Below are 17,014 nucleotides of genomic sequence, written 5' to 3'. Positions count from 1 at the left end.
GTCATTTTAAATGAGGATATTTGGCGTCTCAAAAAATGTTTAGAGACTAAATTAATTCTCAATAAAGTGTTTTTCAATTCTTTAGCTTTTGCTGTTTTCCTACCTGTTGTGTTTGTACTGTATTGGTTTGTTTTCAATAAAAACAAGGCTACTCAAAATGCAGTATTAATTTTAGCCAGTTATTATTTTTATTCCTGTTGGGACTGGCGGTTTCTTTTTTTGTTGATTTTTTCGACACTTTTAGATTATTTTTGTGCCTTGCGTATGGAAAAAGTCGATACTGTCCAAAAGCGCAAGTTTTGGCTTATCTTAACCATTGGAATTAATCTCGGTTTCTTAGGGATTTTCAAATATTATGATTTCTTTGCCGTTTCTTTTTCTGAATTTCTGCATGTTTTTGGATTTGAAACAAATCCGGTTCTGCTTAAACTGATCCTTCCTGTCGGAATTTCGTTTTATACCTTTCATGGTTTGTCTTATGTAATCGATGTTTATTATAAAAGAATTCAGGCTGAACGTAATTTTATCGATTATTCTTTGTTTGTAAGTTATTTCCCATTATTGGTTGCTGGACCCATCGAAAGAGCTACGCACCTACTTCCACAAGTAAAAATCAAGCGTCAATTTGATCTTGAAAAAGCAAAAGAAGGAATATATCAGATTCTTTGGGGACTTGTTAAGAAAGTCGTAATTGCTGATAGCTGTGCTACTTACGCCAATGCTGTTTTTGATCATTATGAAAGTATGAATACGCTGTCATTAGTATTGGGAGCAGTATACTTTGCATTTCAGATCTATGGTGATTTTTCAGGATATTCTGATATTGCTTTGGGGACTTCTAAACTATTCGGGATTGATTTACTGAAAAATTTCAATTACCCTTATTTTTCAAGAGATATTGCTGAATTCTGGCGCCGTTGGCATATTTCATTATCTTCATGGTTCAGGGATTATCTGTATATACCACTTGGTGGGAGCAAAGGAGGAATGTGGATGAAAGTAAGGAACACTTTTATTATTTTTCTGGTTAGTGGCTTTTGGCATGGGGCAAATTGGACATTTATTGTATGGGGTTTTCTGAATGCAGTATATTTTTTACCATTATTATTGCTCGATAAAAATCGATCTAATATGGATGAAATTCAATTGAATTGGGATTTTAAAACTGTTAAAGTCTTTTTTAATATCATTTTTACTTTTATGCTTACTTGCTTTGCCTGGATTTTCTTCAGGGCTGAAAATATAACAAAAGCAATTGATTACATAAAAAGAATGTTCACCAGCCTTCAGATACAAGGACAATATTTAAGCAATGAACGGTATAATTTTGAATTAGCGGTTATGGTGCTGCTTTTTATTGTTGTTGAGTGGTATAACAAAGAGAAAGTTGAACCATTATCAGGGAAAATAAGTTGGATAAAAGTATCTTTAGCTATTATGGCATTAATGGCTTTGGGTGTTTATTCAGATTATAAAGAATTTATTTATTTCCAATTTTAATGAGCAAATTTTTGATCTTTATCGGAAAGATAGCATTGCTTTTGTTTTTAATTGCTTTGGTATTGGATATTGTTTACACTTCTGTTTTTGCACAATCAGATAAACGTAACAAAATTGAGCATGTTTTTAATTCGGAATCAAAAAGTTATGATGTGGTAATATTGGGAACCTCGAGAGCTAATAATCATTTCGCTTCAAGCGTATTTGAGGATAAAGGTTTTAATGTGTATAATTATGGAATTAGCGGTTCACACTTGTTTGAAACTTCATTGATTTTAAAGTTGATGTTAGAAAGAAACTGGAAAATAAAAAATATTATTATTGAAACTGATTTGAATTTGAGCAATGAAAAAAGAGATGAAAAAACCTTCAGTTTATTCATGCCTTTTTTACATCAGTCTGAAATTATATCTGAGCATTTTAAAGAAGAACCTGATTTCTATGAATTATATGCAGTTCCTTTTTATCGTTATATACAATTTGATTCCAATATTGGTTTTCGGGCTTTTTATAAAACCTTGATTCAAGAACCTACAAATACTCTTAACAATAAAGGGTATTATCCATTAAGTAATTCTTCAAAAGGTAGTATGGAATATAATATTGAAAAATTAAAGCCTTTACGTAACCGTTATTTAGAAGAAATTAAACAACTTTGCGAGAAAAACAAAATTAACCTTATTTCTGTTGCGACCCCAATTTGTTCTAATGTGAAAGGTGTTGATTATTTTAAAAAAGTTAAAGCATTGTATCCTGAAACTAAAATGTATCAACACATAGTTCAGGGTGATGAATATTTTTCATCCTGCGGACATTTAAATGATAAAGGGGCACGTTTGTTTACCAGCTCGGTTTTAAAAGATTTGAAGATTTTGTAATGCGTAGGTTTTTTAAATTTTTAATAAAGTTTTTTCTTGCAATAATTGCTATTATGCTTTTTTTGGATGTTTTGTTTACTGCTATACATGCTAAATCTGAACCAAGGTCAAAATTTGATTATCTTTATAAATTAAAAAATAAAAAATTTGATTACGTTTTTTTAGGATCTTCCAGGGTGGCTAATAATATTGATGCTGATTTGGTCAATGATATTACTAATCAAAAATCTATCAATTTAGGAATTGAAGGAGCTAACTACGATGATAATTTATTGGAATTAAAAATATTGCTTCACAATAAAAATAAGATTGGAAGGTTATATCTCCAAGTCGATCACTTTTATGAAAATAGCGGTAAGGATATGATAACCAAATCAAATATTTTGCCTTATGTAAGAGAAGATCATATTGTTGATCATTTCAGAGAAGCTGGATTAAATTATAGCGCATACTATTATATCCCTTTTTACAGGTATACTGAATTTAGTCATGTTATTGGTACCAGGGAGTTGTTTCTTAGAATTTTGAATAAAAAATCGAAAATAGATTATGCCAATGGATTTATTCCTAAATATGGTAATAATGATAAAATAGAAGTGCTCCCGGAGTATGTATCGAAATCTAATAAATCGATAAGCAGAATACAAAACTTATGTAAGAAAACAGGTATCGAATTGAAATTGTTTTGTGCCCCGTTTAAATCAAACACAATAAATTTGAATTATATTCATAAATTAAAAAGTAAATATCCTGAACTCATTGATTTTTCAGAATTCATCGCCGATAAGTATTTTTTTGACGGCGGACATTTGAATTATGAAGGAGCAAGAATATTTACAAAAGAAATGGTATTAAAAAGTATAAAAAAGGAATAAGTTATGTCAGGATGGAATTATTGGACTAAAAGGGATTATTATCATAAAGAGTTAAGAGATAGGGCAAAAGGGCTTAAAGATGAAATGGAAGCTGCTAAACAGATTGCATCAGTGGTTGAAAGTAAATCGGAAAGTTATGATAGTATTCTGGATGTAGGTTGTGGAACAGGTCATTTTATCCTTAGTTTGGAAAAAAAGCTAAATTCACAGTTTAAATATTTAGGTATTGATATAACACAGCAGCATATTGACGATGCAAATGAAATTTTCTCGGCAAACCAAAACTATAAGTTTGAAGTAGGGGATATCAGAGATTTAAAACTTGATGATAAAACTTTTGAAGTTTCAATTTGTTCAAACACAATACCGCATATTCCAAATATTAAAAAAGCCATTAATGAGCTGATAAGAGTATCAAAAGGTGATGTTTTTATTCGTATGCTGATAGGTGATGAAGTATTGATTACAAAAAAAGCATTATCAGACAAGTTTAATGAATTAGGAGAGCCGGAAGATTTTATGTATGTGAATATTTATACAAAGGATTTTGTAAAGGAATGTATCGGAGATGTAGGCGAAATGTTTGTTTATGATGATGTTTATGATGCAGAAAAAATTATGAAACATTACAACGAACATAAAGAAATCGCAGGAGCTAACATAGCAACAAGAATAGTCGAAGGAATGCAGTTTAAAGGTTGTTTGATGTTGCCTTGGAAGATTGTTCACATAAAAATAAAGAAATAGTTTGATGAAGATTTTGATGTTAGTGCCTGATGGAGTTGGGGTGAGGAATTATTTGTATTCAGAATTAACAAAGGAACTAATTAACAGAAATGCAGAGATATGCTTATATCACAAAATCTCCAAAAATGCCATAAATGAAATAAGGAAAATCAATGATGAAATTGAATTTTATGAAATTCCTGATTTTACAGAAAAAGCCATTCCGAGATTTTTAAGGGAATCTTCAGCTTATGGAAGATTGAAATATTTTAGCAGAAAATTAAAGAATCCTTCTATATTAAAATTTTGGATAATCAAGCCAAAAACATTTAAGCAAAAAGCTTTATATGGTAGTGCTGTTTTTTTCGGAAGGTTTTTTTCAAAATGGTATTCCGTATTGAGATTTCTTGAAAATAAGTATGAGGCCGAAATAAAAAAATCCGGATCTTATCAAAAAGCTAAAAATGAGCTTCAACAAATTAATCCTGATATCGTGATTAATTTGCATCAAAGGGCTTCAATTACAGCGCCCATAATGAGTGCTGCCAAAGAATTGAACATGAAAACAGCAACTTTCATTTTTTCATGGGATAATATTCCAAAAGGGAGATTAATTTCAAGACCTGATAGTTATTTGGTTTGGTCAGATTTAATGAAAAAGGACCTTTGTTTTTTGTACCCGGAAATAAATGAAGCCAGCGTATTTGTTGTCGGTTCTCCACAATTTGAATTTTATTTTAAGTCTGAATATAAATTGTCTAAAGATGATTTTTTCAACAAGTATGGCTTAAATACAAGTAAAAAAACAATATGCTTTTCAGGTGATGATATTTCATCTTCACCATTTGATCAGGTATATCTAAGGGATTTATGTGAACAAATCTTAACTTTGAAGGAAGAAGAACGTCCTCAAATACTTTTCAGAAGATGTCCTGTCGATTTTTCAGACAGATTCGATCAGGTTTTGGATGATCATAAAGAACTAATTGTTGAAATTAAACCTGACTGGAGAGTTGAAAAAGAGACAGACAAGCAATCCTTTAGTTTGATTTATCCATCTCTTAACGACGTTTATTTGTTGGTGAATACTTGTTTACACAGTGATCTGGTGATAAACCTGGGAAGTACAATGGCTCATGACTTTGCTGTTTTTAACAAGCCTTGTCTTTATTTAAACTATAATCCGGTCAGAAATAGTGATTGGAAAGTAGAGGATATTTATGAGTTTCAGCATTTCAAAAGTATGGATGGATTAAATGCTGTTGGGTGGGTTAACAGTAAAGAAGAGTTTATCGATAAAGTTTTTAAATGTATTAATAATCCTGATGAAATAGCAGTCGAGAGAAATTTGTGGCTGGAAAAAATAATTAAGCACCCGCTTGAAGGTAATTCAAAAGAAATAGCCAACCTAATAGCAAATTTATGCACATCTGCTTCTTAACACATGAATATCCAAAATCAGGTTTTCCGCATGGAGGCTTGGGAAGTTTTGTGAAGACCATGGCCGAAGCTTTGGTTAATGCTAATGTAAAAGTTAGTGTTGTGGGACTCAATTATACTTTGATGGATGAGTTTTCGGTCGAAAACGGAGTCGCAATTCACAGAATCAGGCGTAACCGCTCAAAAGGGATCTCATGGTTGTTGAATTCACAGGCTCTCACAAAAAAAATAAAAGAGATTCATGCTGAAAATTCAATCCATATCCTGGAATCACCTGAACTGGATCTGGCATTTATCCCTAAAATAAAGGGTATAAAGTACCTGATCCGTTTACATGGAGGACATCATTTTTTTGCAGAAGGAGAAAATAGAGGGATTAACTGGTGGAAAGGCTTTCAGGAAAAGCGTTCTTTCGCTCACGCTGATGCTTTTATTGCTGTTTCCGATTATGTAAAAAACCACACAGCTAAGTATTTGGATTACTACGGAAAACCTCTACAGGTTATTTTCAATCCGGTTAATTTATCGGTTTTTTCACCTAAAGATGTTGGCATAGAAGCCACTAACATAACTTTTGCGGGATCTGTATGTGAAAAGAAAGGAGTACGTCAATTAATTCAGGCCTTCGGAATTGTTAAAAAAGAATTCCCGGATATGCGTCTTAATATTTATGGACGTGACTGGTTTTTTCCGGATGGAAGTTCTTATATGGAAATGTTAAAGAAAGAAGTATTGCCAACAATTGTTCCTTTTGATACTGATGTGGTTTTTCACGGCGCAAAGGAGTATGGTGAGATTCCTTTTGTATATGCCAAAGCTAAATTGTGTGTTTTTCCATCTCATATAGAAACACTTGGATTAGTGGCGCCGGAAGCTATGGCAGTTGGGAAAATGGTAATATTTACTGAAAAAGGACCCGGGCCGGAAGTAATCCGTCATGGAGAAAACGGTTTGCTTTGCAATCCTCTGGATCCAAATGATATTGCTGAAAAGCTTATTTGGGCTTTAAAAAATGAAGAAAAAATAGTACAAATTGGTGAAGAGGCAAGAAAAAGCGTTTTAAATCGTTTCGAATTGTCTAAATTGGTACTGGAAAATCTTCAGTTTTATAAAAGTATTGTATAGTGAGTGTATTTCAATTAATAGCATCTGATTACAGGAAGTATAAAAAATACGGTGGGAATTTCTTTTCAATATTATTTTTAACCCAAGGGTTTTGGGCAGTTTTTCAATACAGGATAGCACATTTTTTCTTTTCGAACGTGAAAATTCCGGTTGTCCGTCAGGTTATTTTGCTGTTGACTTTATGTTGGCAGAAGGCAATTGAAGTTTTTGCAGGTATTTCGATTCCAGCTTCGGCAATGATTGGACACTCTTTTTATATTGGGCATTTTGGGGGAATAATTTTAAATGCAAATTCTAAAATAGGGAATAACTGCAATATTTCGCAAGGTGTAACCATTGGAGTTTCCGGTATAGGAGAAAAAAGAGGTGTGCCTGTTATTGGAGATAATGTTTATATAGCGGTAAATGCTGTTATAGCCGGCAAAATAAGAGTAGGAGATGGTGTACTCATAGGTGCTTGTTCTTTTATAAATACAGATGTTGAAGCTCATAGTGTGATGTTGGGTAATCCGGCAGTAAAAATTTCTGAAAAAGGGTCTAAAGGTTATATTTAATGAAGTTTCTGATTGTTTCGAACGCGCCCATTATTCAAAAGCAAAAGGGGTATTTTGCTTATAGTCCTTATGTGAAAGAAATGAAGATGTGGGCAAATCATGCCGGTGAGATTGCTTTTTGTTGCCCGCAATGGCATAATGAAAGAGGACTGTTGGTGTCGGAAATCCCTTTCTCTTTCCATAAAAATTTCTGCTTGTCCGATTTCGATATTACATCTTTCAAAGCCATATTGAAAGCATTGATTCAAATTCCTTTTAATTTACTGATTCTTTTCAGGGCCATGATTTGGGCGGATCATATTCATCTGAGATGTCCCGGAAATGTAGGCTTATTAGCCAGTATCGTCCAGATCTTCTTTCCTTGGAAGAAAAAGACAGCCAAATATGCTGGGAACTGGGATCCGAAAGCACAACAACCATGGACTTACAAACTGCAACGGAAAATATTATCCAACACATTTTTGACACATAACATGCAGGTATTGGTGTATGGCGAGTGGGTAAATCAGTCCGATAACATAAAACCTTTTTTCACGGCAACCTATTCAGAAAGTGATAAAAAAACTCCTGTTTTTGAGCGAAAATTTGACGGACGAATCAATTTTTTGTTCGTAGGTATGTTGACAGCAGGGAAAAGACCTTTGTATGCTGTGAAAATAGTTGAAGAATTACATAAGAGAGGTTATGATGCTCATTTAGATGTGTTGGGTGAAGGAAATGAAAAGGATGCAATTGTTCAATATTGTTTGGAAAATAACCTGAGCAAATATATTACCTTACATGGTAACCAAGAGCAGACAGTAGTTAAAGAATTATACAAAAACAGTCATTTTCTGATACTACCTTCCAAAAGTGAAGGATGGCCGAAAGTGATAGCTGAAGCTATGTTCTGGGGAAGCATACCATTGTCAACTGCAGTTTCTTGTGTGTCTTATATGTTGGATAACGGAAATAGGGGTATTATTTTAACATTGGATATTCATGAAGATGTTCAATCGGTTGTTGCCTTATTGAATAATGAAGGAAAATGTGATTTGATGAGCCAAAATGCTTTGCAATGGTCCAGAAAATATACGATTGATTATTTCGAAAGTGAAATCGCAAAATTAGTAATGTAAATCGTGAAAGTAGTACAAATCATAGATAGTTTAGATGCCGGTGGAGCAGAAAGAATGGCGTTAAATTATGCAAACTGCCTAAAGGATGAAATTGAATTTTCAGGTTTGGTTGTTACCCGTGATGAAGGAGTACTAAAAAACCAAATTGAACCGGATGTTCATTTTCTGAATTTGAAACGAAAAGGGACTTTTGATTTTAAAGCGATTTTAAAGCTGCGTAAATTTCTTTCGGAAAATAAAATTGAAGTGATTCACACCCATGGAAGCTCTTTTTTTATTGGTGTATTAGTGAAATTGATTTATTTCAGGATAAAGTTGATCTGGCATGATCATTATGGTGACCGGGTTAAGGATAGTTTGTCTAACAATTTGTATATTAAAACAGCTTCTATATTTTTTAATGGTGTGATTGCCTGTAATAATGAACTGCTGCAATGGGCAAAAAAAAATCTTTTTGGTTCAAATCATGTTTACCTTCCCAATTTTACCGTTAATAATTTGTCACATGAAAGAAAGGTTGTTTTAAAAGGAATTGAAGGGAAAAGAATTGTTTGCCTTTCTAATTTAAGAAATCCTAAAAACCACATGGTACTGTTGGAAGGATTTTATAAATCAGGTGTTTCAGAAAAAGGATGGACATTGCATCTTATAGGTAAAGACAATAATGATCCATATTCAGAAAACATAAAAGAGTTCATAAGAAACAATAATTTAGAAAATGAGGTTTTTCTTTATGGAGCGCAAAATGATGTTTATTCAGTTTTATCGCAGACAACAATAGGGGTTTTGGCTTCAACCTTTGAAGGCTTTCCTGTTGTGTTGCTTGAGTACGGACAGTCAGGTTTAGCAGTAATCAGTTCCAATGTAGGACAATGTCCGGAGATTATTCTTGATGGGAAAAACGGTTTGCTGTTTCAACCCCATGATGCTTCTCAATTAGCCGTAGAATTGCAGAAATTAACTGAAGACGAAGCTCTGCGAGTATTTTATTCTTCAAATTTAAAGTCTTATGTTTATCAAAATTTTTCAGGAGAAGCAATTATTCAGAAAGCAATACATTTTTATAAATCAGTTTAAGTATGGAGTCAAAATCTAGAGGAAGACAAATTTCTTATCTCACACTTGTTTTATTGCATGTGGCGATAGGAGTTGTTGTTTTTTTACTGCCGGTTTTGGCAAAAATTTTTGCATTACTGATTTTAGCAATTGGTTTTTTTATTGTCGTGAAAACCAAAAATAAAAACAACGAAGCACTTTATGTGGCAGCTTATCTTACGGGCGTTGAGGTTTTTTTAAGGATGACAGAAGGAAACTTTATTGAACAATATGCTAAGTTTGGAATCATTGGGGTTTTGCTCCTTGGGATATTATTTACGGGAGTTACGAAGCCTGCTACACCTTATATCGTTTTTTTGATTTTTCTGATTCCGGGAATCATTCTCGGCGTTTTTACGCTTAATTTTGATACCGATATCAGAAAGGCTATCACGTTCAATATTATCGGCCCATTGACTTTGGCATTCTCGGCTATTTATTGTTATGGCAGGAGAATTTCTTTAAAAGAAATGGTCAATATCATTCACAGTGCTTCTTTTCCTATTATTTGCATTGTTGTTTATTTGTTTTTGTATACACCTAATATCAAAGAAGTTGTGACTAATACAGAGTCAAATTTTGCAACTTCTGGAGGATATGGACCTAACCAAATGTCAACCATATTAGGATTAGGAATTTTTCTTTTTTTTACCAAATTGGTACTCTTTTCAGATTCGAAAAAAAATAAAATTATAGATGTTATTCTGCTGATTGTTATTGTTTTCAGGGGAATTGTTACTTTTTCAAGGGGAGGAGTGATTGCAGGAGGTGTGATGATTTTGGTTTTGATGACTATTCTTTTTTTGAACACCAAGACAAAGGCTAAAATGACTATTTTAAAATTTGTCTTTTTAATGAGTTTCATATTAGTTGGAATTTGGACATACAGCTCTATACAAACCGGAGGGTTAATAGATAAGCGTTATGCTAATCAGGATGCGAGAGGGAGAGTTAAAGCAAGTAAATTGACAGGAAGGGAGAAACTTATCGAATCAGAGTTTAAAATGTTTATGGATAATCCCATTTTAGGGATTGGTGTAGGTAAAAACAGAGAGTACCGGCAGGAAACCACCGGTATTGAAGCAGCTTCTCATAATGAAATCTCACGAATGCTGGCAGAACACGGGATGTTTGGGATTTTTGATTTACTAATTCTGTTTTTTACTCCGCTTTTTCTTGCGTTTAACAACAGGATGAATGTTTTTGTGATTCCATTTGTGATTTTCTGGTTGCTTACTATTAATCATGCCGCCATGCGTATTGCAGCACCGGCTTTTATTTATGCCTTATCTTTATTAAAAGTTTATACTATTGAAAAACCTGCTCTACATAGGGAACAAGCTGTCGGGGAAGGGGCTTAATGCAACGACAGTCGAAACGCTGGGATTAGCTCTTGAAGGAGAAGGTTTTGGTGTTTTTTATGCTTCTGCTAAAAGAAATCTGTTGTTCAGATTGTTTGATATGTGCTGGAGTGTGGTTCGTCACAGGAAGCAAGTGTCAATGGTTTTGATTGATACCTATAGTACTTCGGCCTTTTGGTATGCTTTTTTTGTCAGTCAATTATGCCGTTTGCTTAGATTGACATACATTCCGATACTTCATGGAGGGAACTTGCCTGGAAGACTCGATAAAAACCCATATTTGTCAAAATTGATTTTTAAGAATGCTTATAGAAATGTAGCACCTTCTGAATATCTTCAATCGGTATTTGTAAAATTTGGATTTACCAATGTTTGTCATATTCCTAATTCAATAGAAATAAGCAATTACAAATTTCTTGAAAGGGATTTTAATTCTCCTAAATTGTTATGGGTAAGGGCTTTCTCTGAAATTTATAATCCAAAGATGGCTGTTGATGTGTTTCAGAGTATTAAAAAAAAATACCCTGACGCAGAATTGTGTATGGTTGGGCCGGATAAAGACGGTTCTTTGATTAGCACACGCTCATATGCAGAGTCCTTGGATTTAATAGTTACTTTTACAGGACGTTTATCCAAACAGGAATGGGTTTCTCTTTCAGAAGATTTTAATATTTTCATCAATACAACCCATTTTGATAACACTCCGGTAAGTATTATGGAAGCTATGGCTCTGGGATTACCTGTAATATCTACGAATGTCGGAGGTATTCCTTTTTTGCTGGAAAGCAAGGAGACTGCATTATTAGTTCAGGATAATGATGCGTATGCGATGGAACAGGCTATTGAATTACTGATGCAAGATTCTTCTGTAAGAATAATTGCAAGTAATGCCAGAAAGAAAGCTGAATTATGGGATTGGAAAGTGGTTAAGAACCAGTGGATTGAGATTTTGTCTTAAATTTTAAATACTATAGTGCCTATTATTTGCGTTTAAAAGTCCTGTTTCTGTTAAAAAAATCCTTAATTTAGACCAGCGGACAAGTAATGCCATGACAGCAAATCATCAAATACATTTTGAAGTTTCGGAACGGAAGATATTACTCCGTGTAGTGGACATTCTTTTTGTTCTCATGTTTTTGCATATAGTAGGGTCATTGTTTGATTTTCATTATTTTACGATTTCTCCTGTAAATTATTACTGGACTTTGGTTTTGTCTCTTTACTTGTTGTTTTTTGGAACAGTATTCGAAATGTATAACCTTCAGGTAGCGAGTAATCAGTATCAAATTATAAAGAGTACGGTGTTAACTACCTCATTGACTGTTTTAGTTTACCTTCTTACTCCAAAAATCACACCGGCTTTACCTGAAAACCGTTTACAAATCTTCCTTTTTTATCTCTCGATATTCAGTTCATTGCTTTTTTGGCGTATGATTTATGTGAAATTTATTGCATCTAACCGATTTTGGAAGCGTGCAATTTTCATCTGTCATCAAAATGAACTCCCTGAATTGGCTATGAGCCTCCAGAAAACCGACCCGCATTTTAAAGTGGTTGGTTTTATAAACCTCAGTGCGGCACATACGATGAAATTTAAAGATGTTGATACCATCGAGTTGAAAGATTTAGAGGATTATCTTCAAAATAACTATGTTTCCGAGATTGTGATAGCTTCGCAAAAAACTGAAAATATTACAGTTGATTTGTATAATGTTCTAATAAAATTATTGGAAAACGGTATATCAATCCGTGAGTATACACAAGTATATGAAAGTATTACTCATCGTATTCCGGTGCAATATGTGGCGCAGGATTTTTATAAATATTTCCCTTTTTCAAGAAGTAATCAGAATAAATTGTATTTAATTTTTGTACGTTCAGTTGAAATTGCATTGTCGCTGCTTGGGCTAACCATCGGTTTACTAATTTCGCCTGTTATTTTACTTGGAAATTTATTGGGTAACCGAGGCTCTTTGTTGTATACACAAGAGCGTGTTGGTAAAAACGGAAAAGCATTCAAGATTTATAAACTCCGTTCGATGGTAAAAGATGCCGAAAAAAACGGCGCCGTATTTGCTACATCAAATGATGTCAGGGTAACAGCATTCGGAAAGATTTTAAGAAAATCAAGACTTGATGAAGTGCCTCAATTTATTAATGTGCTCAAAGGAGATATGGCAATAATAGGGCCAAGACCTGAGCGTCCTGTTTTTGTTAAGGAAATTGCTGCAATGATGCCTTTTTATGAAACCCGGCATGTTGTGAAACCAGGTTTAACTGGATGGGCACAGGTTAATTATTCCTACGGGGAAACATTACAGGATAGTTTGATTAAACTGCAATATGATTTGTATTACATTAAACACCGCAGTTTATTTCTGGATCTCAATATTATGGTTAAAACAATAAGTACGGTGTTGTTTTACAGGGGGCAGTAACCAAAAAAATATTACTTCTGTCTATATAGTCTTACTAGTTGAATTGCTGAAGTGATAATAATTGGTAAAACCATCCAAAAATGCACTTTATTTAGCATGTAAACCAAATAAATCCCTAAAAGGGGTAAACATGTCAGACTTGTTTTTTTGATCCAATTAACGTTGTTTTTGATGGTGAAATACATCAGAAACAAATTTAGTGGATTGAATAGTAAAACATTATAATTCCATAATACTTCCCGGTGTAAAGAATAGAATCCAATAAGGGTAAACAGTAATCCGATTAATCCTAAAATCCCGAAATAGATTGTATTGGTGAATTTCTGGTTCGCAATCACAAAAACTGCTAAAATTAATAGTAAGGGATAAATGCTGTTGAGGAAATCAAATTCTATTTCAATTTCAGAGGCTTTGTACAGCGTTTCCGGTTTTGGTGCCAAAGACTTTCCTTTGTACTGTGTATTTTCCAATACTTTCATCAAATCTGTAGGCAGAAATAAAACCTTAGCTTCCTCATCCGGTCTATGGCCAAAAATGATGTTAATTCCGAAATTCATCCAGAACTGATCTTTCTGATAAGGAAATAAAACAGAACGGTAGCTCTCGTCTTTATGTAAAGTGTTTTGAATTGGTTTTTTTTCGAGGGCTTCGTTTATAATATCGATTGCTTTGGTTGTACAATTCCTATCGATAAATTTATAAGTGTAAAATTTGTCTTCGGAAAATACAGATTTGCTTAATAAGCCGAATAACTTTTGTTTCTCTTCAAAAGAAATATTTAAAACCTGCTCATATATACTTCTGTTTTCTTCCTGGTAGCTATATTCGAAATCAGCATATGGATAAGCAGCCGCATAGTATTGCAAGTCACCTTTTATGAATTTTAAAATGAAATTTTCGGTTCTGAAATCAAACATTCCGTAATTCCATACATAATCGAAATTATTTGTTTCATCTTTTACCCTGATGGCTGTATGGCCATATAAAGTATGTGATTCATTGGCAACATCTACAGTTAGGATGCTGATTTTTGTTTGTTGTGTGATGGGGTTGAATTGGGGGAAAGCAAAAAAAGGAAGTAATAAAAAAAGAATACGGATAATTGTTTTTTCCATTTTAAAAGTCTTTTCGGTCACTGTTTTTACTCAATTATCTGAAAATGGATAAGTCCACCTTCAGTGAAAATACGTTCGAATATAAAGCTGAACTTTGATTTCCTAAATCGGTCAATGCATAATCTACAGAAATCCCTTTGTATTGGAAACCAAGTCCGATGTTTGGCTGGAAGCTTGTTTTTTCGCCTCCTTCAAGCTGTAATGTTTTTTGGAAATTACCCGCGCCAAGCCTCACAAATGCTAAATTGTTGTATCCCCATTCAAATCCAACTGCCGGTGATATACTGACAAGATTCGTTGAAATAATATCATTGGTTTGCTGGAATTGCATATTCAGATTGGCAGCAGCCAAAAGGCTCATGTCATTGTGAAATTCGAATTTTTTTGAAGCTCCCAATTGGGCTTTTGGTAAAGTGATTTCGCTGCTTTCGGGTAAATCCTGATTTTGTATCGGATCTTCGGTTTGTGCATCCTGGATTTTTTTGAATTCTTCTTCGTTGATGTTCCAGATGTTGTAGGTTGTAGTGATATCGCGTACCATCAAACCGAATTGCCAGTTGTTTTTTTCATATTGCATTCCGAAGTCGAACCCAAATCCCCATGAGCTGGCAAATTCACCGATAACTCTTCGGATAACTTTTGCATTTACGCCGTACTGGAAGTTTTGAACCGGTAATTTCCTTGCATATGAGAAGGTTACACCATAGTCGGCAGTTGAAAACAAGCTGATACGATTGTAATCGATATTGCCGTCTGCATCGATTAATTGGGTTGTATTCAAGATGTCATCAACGCCAAATCGGATGACAGATAATCCCCAGGCACTCCGGTCGTCTATTTTTTTAGCATAAGCAATGTAATCATATTGGGCAATGTTCGCAAAATAATTGGCATGCATTAAAGCTCCTTCGTGATCTTCTATTTTCAATAAGCCTGTCGGATTCCAATAGCCGGAATTGACATCGCCGGTATGGGATACCATTGCGTTAGACATACCGAAGGCACGCGCATCCACACCAATATTCATAAATTCATTGGAATACTTTCGGATTGTTTGCGCATTTAAGGCAAAACCTATCATTAATAGCGTTATAAGGATACTTTTTTTCAAAGGAAAACGTTTTGGCAAAGATGAAATAAAAATCTGATATAATAAACTCAACAACTTATAAAGTTATTGTGTTAAATTTGTCGGGTAAAAATACCATTTAAAACTTATTTTATGTCTGTTAAATCTCAAATCCCCAATGTAATTACGCTTTTGAATCTTTTTTGCGGCTGTGTGGCTGTTGTTTATGCATCACAGGATCAATTCGAATGGGCTTTTCTGTTTGTGTGTTTAGGTATTTTTCTTGATTTTTTTGACGGATTTTTTGCCCGTTTGTTCAAAGTTCAAAGTGAGTTGGGTTTGCAGTTGGATTCTTTGGCTGATATGGTAACAAGCGGAGTTGCTCCTGGATTGGTCATGTTTCAGTTCCTTAAAAGTATGCGCTATGATGCCGAAGTATTTTCTTTCCTGCCTTATGTTGGGTTTGTAGTGACTTTGGGTGCTTGTTTCCGTTTGGCGAATTTTAATATTGATACACGTCAGACCGATTCTTTCATCGGTTTGCCAACACCGGCGAATGCTTTGTTTATTATCAGTATTCCACTAGTGGTTTTATATGGAAATATAAATCTTGTAAATGAAATTTTAGGCAATCCATGGGTACTTGTCGTGATTTGCCTTTTGAGTGCTTTTATCATGAATGCTGAAGTTCCTTTGTTTTCTTTGAAAGTGAAAAATTTCAGTTTTCAGAAAAATTCATTGCAGATATTCTTTCTTTTAGCGTCGGTTATATTATTGGTTTTATTCCGTTATCTGGGAGTTACTTTGGTGATTTTATTGTATGTCTTGACTTCTGTTTTTAATAACTTTTTTGCCAAAAAACAAGGTTAATGCCAGCACAAAAACGAAAGCCTGTATCCAGAAAACCAATACCGAAGAAAAAAGCTGATTCCAAACCTTCTTTTTTCTCAAGTTCACTTTTTTTTAAGTTATTGCTGACGTTCGGATTTATTGCTTTTGTATACAGTCAAAAAAATATATTAGTTAAGTATCTTGGGTTTACCACCGATAAGATTCTTTTTGCCGAAGCCCGGTCCATGCCAATAGATAAGGTTTTGGATACACATATTGAAAAATCGTTTGGGATTGATATTTCGGAGTATCAGGATAAAGTGGATTGGGATGAATTGAAAGAAATTGAAGGCGGTTATCCCATAGAATTCGTTTTTATACGTGCAAGTGTGGGTAACGACAGGGCTGATTATAAGTTTAAAAAGTACTGGAAGAAAGCCAAAGAAAAAGGATTGATTTGTGGTGCTTACCATTATTACCGTCCCAATGAAAATTCCATAGAACAGGCCGATAACTTTATCAAACAGGTTACGTTGGTAGAAGGTGATTTTCCACCGGTTCTGGATATTGAAAAATTACCGAAGGAGCAATCAATTGAACGTTTGAAAGTCGGATTAAAGCGATGGCTTGAAAAGGTTGAAGCGCATTATGGGGTGAAACCTATTATTTACAGTAGTGAAAGTTATTATGAAGATTTTCTCCGCGATGATTTTGAGACATATCCTTTTTGGATTGCCAATTATACTGCTTTTTATAAAGATATTGATGATGAATGGTCTTTGTGGCAATTTACCGAAACCGGTAAGATACACGGTATAAAAGGCCCGGTTGATATTAATATCTATAACGGAACTTCAGTTGAGATGAAAGAATTGTTGATTAAATGATT

Annotated in this window: 16 protein-coding genes; 14 read left to right on the top strand and 2 right to left on the bottom strand. The window is 33.9% G+C overall.

What is annotated here, in order from left to right; genetic code table 11:
* Window positions 1-66 precede the first annotated feature (66 nt).
* The 12 genes from NAT51_RS06210 (at window position 67) to NAT51_RS06155 (ending at window position 13,110) form a co-directional block, all read left to right on the top strand.
* Window positions 67-1,500, top strand: a complete 1,434-nt coding sequence (locus tag NAT51_RS06210; RefSeq protein ID WP_250596615.1) for an MBOAT family O-acyltransferase — start codon at window positions 67-69, stop codon at window positions 1,498-1,500.
* Window positions 1,500-2,378: a hypothetical protein gene (locus NAT51_RS06205; protein ID WP_250596614.1), complete on the top strand. Its 879-nt coding sequence runs from the start codon at window positions 1,500-1,502 to the stop codon at window positions 2,376-2,378. Before NAT51_RS06210 ends, NAT51_RS06205 begins: the two co-directional genes overlap by 1 nt.
* Before the next feature lie 53 nt (window positions 2,379-2,431).
* Window positions 2,432-3,253: a hypothetical protein gene (locus NAT51_RS06200; protein ID WP_250596611.1), complete on the top strand. Its 822-nt coding sequence runs from the start codon at window positions 2,432-2,434 to the stop codon at window positions 3,251-3,253.
* Between the two features lie 3 nt (window positions 3,254-3,256).
* Window positions 3,257-4,000, top strand: coding sequence for a class I SAM-dependent methyltransferase (locus NAT51_RS06195; protein WP_250596609.1), 744 nt, complete (start codon window positions 3,257-3,259; stop codon window positions 3,998-4,000).
* Window position 4,001: 1 nt separating this feature from the next.
* Entirely contained in the window at window positions 4,002-5,420 is a 1,419-nt protein-coding gene (locus tag NAT51_RS06190) for a hypothetical protein (protein ID WP_250596607.1), read from the top strand.
* On the top strand, window positions 5,402-6,544 hold the full coding sequence (locus NAT51_RS06185; protein ID WP_250596599.1) for a glycosyltransferase family 4 protein: 1,143 nt from the start codon (window positions 5,402-5,404) through the stop codon (window positions 6,542-6,544). The genes NAT51_RS06190 and NAT51_RS06185 overlap by 19 nt, the downstream gene beginning before the upstream one ends.
* Window positions 6,544-7,098 carry a serine O-acetyltransferase gene (locus tag NAT51_RS06180; RefSeq protein WP_250596597.1) on the top strand — a complete coding sequence of 185 codons (555 nt, stop codon included), beginning with the start codon at window positions 6,544-6,546 and terminating at the stop codon, window positions 7,096-7,098. The genes NAT51_RS06185 and NAT51_RS06180 overlap by 1 nt, the downstream gene beginning before the upstream one ends.
* On the top strand, window positions 7,098-8,216 hold the full coding sequence (locus NAT51_RS06175; RefSeq protein ID WP_250596596.1) for a glycosyltransferase family 4 protein: 1,119 nt from the start codon (window positions 7,098-7,100) through the stop codon (window positions 8,214-8,216). The genes NAT51_RS06180 and NAT51_RS06175 overlap by 1 nt, the downstream gene beginning before the upstream one ends.
* A 3-nt stretch (window positions 8,217-8,219) precedes the next feature.
* The gene (locus NAT51_RS19740) at window positions 8,220-9,293 is read left to right on the top strand and encodes a glycosyltransferase (protein WP_250596594.1); all 1,074 of its coding nucleotides are present in this window, start codon (window positions 8,220-8,222) and stop codon (window positions 9,291-9,293) included.
* 2 nt (window positions 9,294-9,295) lie between these two features.
* Window positions 9,296-10,672 (top strand): O-antigen ligase family protein, encoded by a 1,377-nt coding sequence (locus NAT51_RS06165; RefSeq protein WP_250596592.1) that lies wholly within the window; start codon window positions 9,296-9,298, stop codon window positions 10,670-10,672.
* Complete coding sequence (locus NAT51_RS06160; protein ID WP_250596590.1) at window positions 10,623-11,630, top strand: glycosyltransferase family 4 protein; 1,008 nt, start codon at window positions 10,623-10,625, stop codon at window positions 11,628-11,630. The genes NAT51_RS06165 and NAT51_RS06160 overlap by 50 nt, the downstream gene beginning before the upstream one ends.
* 91 nt (window positions 11,631-11,721) lie before the next feature.
* Window positions 11,722-13,110, top strand: a complete 1,389-nt coding sequence (locus NAT51_RS06155) for an exopolysaccharide biosynthesis polyprenyl glycosylphosphotransferase (RefSeq protein WP_250596588.1) — start codon at window positions 11,722-11,724, stop codon at window positions 13,108-13,110.
* Window positions 13,111-13,121: 11 nt separating this feature from the next.
* Here NAT51_RS06155 and NAT51_RS06150 read toward each other — a convergent pair whose 3' ends face one another.
* Both NAT51_RS06150 and NAT51_RS06145 read right to left on the bottom strand, forming a co-directional pair.
* Window positions 13,122-14,225, bottom strand: coding sequence for a lipoprotein N-acyltransferase Lnb domain-containing protein (locus tag NAT51_RS06150; RefSeq protein ID WP_250596581.1), 1,104 nt, complete (start codon window positions 14,223-14,225; stop codon window positions 13,122-13,124).
* Window positions 14,226-14,259: 34 nt separating this feature from the next.
* A complete protein-coding gene (locus tag NAT51_RS06145) occupies window positions 14,260-15,336 on the bottom strand; it encodes a putative type IX sorting system protein PorV2 (RefSeq protein WP_449536215.1) in 1,077 nt (358 codons plus the stop codon).
* Window positions 15,337-15,447: 111 nt separating this feature from the next.
* Between NAT51_RS06145 and NAT51_RS06140 the strand changes: the two genes are divergently transcribed.
* Together NAT51_RS06140 and NAT51_RS06135 are read left to right on the top strand one after the other, a co-directional pair.
* Complete coding sequence (locus tag NAT51_RS06140; protein WP_250596579.1) at window positions 15,448-16,164, top strand: CDP-alcohol phosphatidyltransferase family protein; 717 nt, start codon at window positions 15,448-15,450, stop codon at window positions 16,162-16,164.
* On the top strand, window positions 16,164-17,012 hold the full coding sequence (locus NAT51_RS06135) for a glycoside hydrolase family 25 protein (RefSeq protein WP_250596577.1): 849 nt from the start codon (window positions 16,164-16,166) through the stop codon (window positions 17,010-17,012). The genes NAT51_RS06140 and NAT51_RS06135 overlap by 1 nt, the downstream gene beginning before the upstream one ends.
* Window positions 17,013-17,014: the final 2 nt, after the last annotated feature.

This window comes from Flavobacterium amniphilum (genome assembly GCF_023634845.1).
GTDB classification, from domain to species: Bacteria; Bacteroidota; Bacteroidia; order Flavobacteriales; family Flavobacteriaceae; genus Flavobacterium; species Flavobacterium amniphilum.
This window is presented reverse-complemented; position numbering and strand designations above follow the sequence as displayed.

Coding starts and splice junctions, on each gene's coding strand:
- NAT51_RS06200 (WP_250596611.1), top strand. CDS start 2,432: ATGCTTTTTTTGGATGTTTTGTTTACTGCTATACATGCTAAATCTGAA.
- NAT51_RS06140 (WP_250596579.1), top strand. CDS start 15,448: ATGTCTGTTAAATCTCAAATCCCCAATGTAATTACGCTTTTGAATCTT.
- NAT51_RS06150 (WP_250596581.1), bottom strand. CDS start 14,225: ATGGAAAAAACAATTATCCGTATTCTTTTTTTATTACTTCCTTTTTTT.
- NAT51_RS06155 (WP_250596588.1), top strand. CDS start 11,722: ATGACAGCAAATCATCAAATACATTTTGAAGTTTCGGAACGGAAGATA.
- NAT51_RS06175 (WP_250596596.1), top strand. CDS start 7,098: ATGAAGTTTCTGATTGTTTCGAACGCGCCCATTATTCAAAAGCAAAAG.
- NAT51_RS06205 (WP_250596614.1), top strand. CDS start 1,500: ATGAGCAAATTTTTGATCTTTATCGGAAAGATAGCATTGCTTTTGTTT.
- NAT51_RS06165 (WP_250596592.1), top strand. CDS start 9,296: ATGGAGTCAAAATCTAGAGGAAGACAAATTTCTTATCTCACACTTGTT.
- NAT51_RS06135 (WP_250596577.1), top strand. CDS start 16,164: ATGCCAGCACAAAAACGAAAGCCTGTATCCAGAAAACCAATACCGAAG.
- NAT51_RS06185 (WP_250596599.1), top strand. CDS start 5,402: ATGCACATCTGCTTCTTAACACATGAATATCCAAAATCAGGTTTTCCG.
- NAT51_RS06195 (WP_250596609.1), top strand. CDS start 3,257: ATGTCAGGATGGAATTATTGGACTAAAAGGGATTATTATCATAAAGAG.